The following is a 3,395-nucleotide window of genomic DNA, read 5'->3' as shown; positions in this document are numbered from 1 at the left end:
ACTTATAGTATTAGTATTATTATACAGTTTGCATAAAAGCATACATGGTATTATAGAGTATATTATTTTCTTTATACCATATTTAATTTTAGGAAGAGAAGTATTTAAAAATGCTGCTTTAGATTTTATTAAAGGAAAGTTCATGCGTGAAAGTTTTCTTATGAGTATTGCTACAGTGGGAGCTATTATACTTCATGAACTTCCTGAAGCATTAGCCGTACTAATGTTTTATAGAGTAGGAGAGTACTTTGAAGATATGGCAGTTGATAAATCTAAACGTACAATAGCCGCACTAATGGCAATAAGACCAGATTCAGCAAATATTATAAGAGAGAATGGAAATGTTGAAAAAGTTGATATATCCGAAGTACATGTCAATGATAGTATAATAATAAATCCGTTTGAGAAAGTGCCTCTTGATTCTATTATATATGAAGGAGAAAGCTGGATTGATACTAAGGCTTTAACAGGTGAGAGTATGCCTAGAAGTGTTAAAGTTAATGATGAAATTTTAGCAGGAACTATAAATGGAGATAACACTATAAAGGCAAAAGTTATAAGAGCTTACGGAGAATCATCTATCGCTAAAATATTGAAATTAGTTCAGGACTCACAGAACAGAAAAGCTAATATTGAGCAGTTTATAAGCAGATTTGCAGGTATATATACTCCTATTGTGGTATTTGGAGCAATTTTCCTTACTGTAATACCTACTATAATATATGGTACTGAAGTTTTTGATAATTGGTTTAAACGTTCTTTAACTCTGTTAGTTGTTTCTTGTCCTTGTGCTTTTATGGTTGGAATTCCATTAACATATTTTGCTTCTATAGGAAGAGCTTCTAAATTTGGTATAATGGTTAAAGGCGGAGTATTTTTGGATTTGCTTGCCAAAGCTGATAAGGTTATTTTTGACAAAACAGGAACTCTTACGAAAGGAGAATTTTCTATAAGAGATATACATAATACAGGTTTATATGATAATGAAACTTTACTTAAATACGCTGCTTATGCTGAGACAGGTTCTTCTCATCCGATTGCAGTATCAATAGTTGAGCATTATAAAAATCATCATAGTGGTGTTATAAATGACAGTTTAATTTCAAGTCATAAAGATATAAGCGGAAAAGGTGCTTCATCAATAGTTGAAAATAAAAATATATTGATTGGAGGAGTAGATTTATTAAAACAAAATAATGTTGAAATATCAGAAGTTAAAGAAAATATCAATGTTCATATAGCCATAGATTCAAAATATGCCGGCGGATTCTTTATTGATGATAGCGTGAAAGATGATACTAAAGAAGCTATTGATTTATTGAATTCGATGAATATAAAAACTGCATTGATAAGCGGCGATAATGTTGACAGAGTAGAAGTATTTGCAAAAGAGATGAATATACAATCATTCAAAGGAGGCTGTTTGCCTGAAGATAAAGTAAGCGTACTAGAAGAAATGATGAAAGATTCTAAGGCTTCAATATTTGTAGGCGATGGTATAAATGATGCTCCTTCTTTGGCACGTGCTGATATTGGTATTGCTATGGGAGGACTTGGTTCTGATGCTGCTATAGAAAATGCTGATGTTGTTATTATGGATGATAAGCCTTCAAAAGTATCCCTTGCTATAAAACTTGCTAAAAAGAATCATATTGTAGTTTTGCAAAATATACTTTTAGCATTGGTAATAAAATTTGCTGCTATTATTTTAGGAGCTTTAGGACTTGCTTCTATGTGGCTTGCTATATTTGCTGATACAGGCGTTACTATGATAGTGGTATTAAATGCATTGAGACTGCTTTATCCCTTAGGTGAAAAACAGGAAAATATAAATGTTAATACAGAAGCCTGCGATATTAAAGTAACGAATTGCAATTGCGGATGCGAACATTGATTTAATATTTATAATATTGTAAAAATATAGATGCATAATTTTTTATTATGCATCTATATTTTTATTTTTTATAGTATTTTTTATCATTAATTTATGCATGATAAACATGAGAACTAAAATTATTATCAAATAAAATGGTAATAATGATATTGATATATGATTTGCAATATATCCGAATAATGGAGGCATTGCAAGAGTACCTATATAAGCACTAGCCATTTGTACTCCTATTATAGCCTGAGAATTTTCTACACCAAAATTACTTGGAGTTGAATGTATTATGGAAGGATATATTGGAGCACAGCCTAAACCTATAATTATAAAACCTATTAAAGATACAATATTTACAGCTGGAATAATCATTAATATTATGCCTATCAAAATTAATGACTCGCCTAAAACTATCATTTGATTATCATTTAATTTCATTGTTATAAATCCAGATATAGCTCTTCCTACGGTGATGCCTATATAAAATAAACTTCCAAATGAAGCCGCAGTTTTTATATCCACTCCTTTGTATATATTTAAATAACTGCTTGCCCATAATCCTGTTGTAGCTTCAAGTGCACAATAACAAAAAAAGCAGATCATAATTTCTCTAGCACCGGGTATTTTTATTATTTCTTTTAAGCTTAAAACTTTTGTACTTATTTTTTCTTTATTTTCTTCATCATTTTTCTTCCATAGAGAAAGGCTCAAAAATAAAATAGCAGTGAGTACAATCTGCATTATTGATATATATCTGTATCCTGCATTCCAATTATTATTAGTAAGTGCATATCCCATTATATATGGTCCTATTGTTGCACCTATTCCCCACATACAATGAAGCCAGTTCATATGTTTGCTTTCATAATGAAGTGCTACATAATTATTTAAAGAAGCATCTACACTTCCTGCACCTAATCCATAAGGTATAGCCCAAACACATAAAAATATATATGAATGAGTAATAGAAAATCCAAAAAGTGCTATAGCCGTCATTGCTACACTGAATGCAGTTATTTTTCCTGTACCAAATTTTTTAGTAAGTCTGTCGCTTTGCAAACTAGAAATTATAGTACCTGCTGATATGATCATTGATACTATGCCTGCATAGGAAATTGGCACATTCAATTCTTTATGCATAGTAGGCCAAGCTGAACCGAGAAGCGCATCCGGAAGTCCTAAACTTATAAAAGATAAATATATAATAGCAAGAAGTAAATTAACCATACAAAATATCCATAAATTGATTCAAATATTATAATACAAATATTTTTTTATTGAATAGTTATTATTTATTTTTCATGAATGTTAATTATTATATAATATCAAAAATGAAAAGTAAGTTATATCATATTTATAATATTTTAATAAAAGAAAATATATGTATTTGACATTAATTATAAATTATAATAATATATCGAAAATAAGATTATATTGGAGAATAATATTATGCCGGTAACCGCACCGCACCGCACCGCACCGCACCGCACCGCACCGCACCGCACCGCAC

2 protein-coding genes are annotated in these 3,395 nt (G+C 30.3%); one reads left to right on the top strand and one right to left on the bottom strand.

The features are described from left to right. A partial coding sequence (locus Q0J90_RS12940; protein ID WP_297278304.1) for a heavy metal translocating P-type ATPase occupies positions 1-1,894 on the top strand: 1,894 nt, incomplete at its 5' end. A 45-nt stretch (positions 1,895-1,939) separates the two neighbouring features. On the opposite strand, the gene Q0J90_RS12935 is transcribed toward Q0J90_RS12940, so the two are convergent. Beyond that, positions 1,940-3,112 carry a sugar MFS transporter gene (locus Q0J90_RS12935; protein WP_297278303.1) on the bottom strand — a complete coding sequence of 391 codons (1,173 nt, stop codon included), beginning with the start codon at positions 3,110-3,112 and terminating at the stop codon, positions 1,940-1,942. Between the last annotated feature and the right edge of the window lie 283 nt (positions 3,113-3,395).

Source organism: uncultured Brachyspira sp. (assembly GCF_944390595.1).
In the GTDB taxonomy this organism is placed as follows: Bacteria; Spirochaetota; Brachyspiria; order Brachyspirales; family Brachyspiraceae; genus Brachyspira.
This window is presented reverse-complemented; position numbering and strand designations above follow the sequence as displayed.

What these genes read in the sequence shown, in the direction of transcription:
- Q0J90_RS12935 (WP_297278303.1), bottom strand. Translation starts at nt 3,112, where the DNA reads ATGGTTAATTTACTTCTTGCTATTATATATTTATCTTTTATAAGTTTA.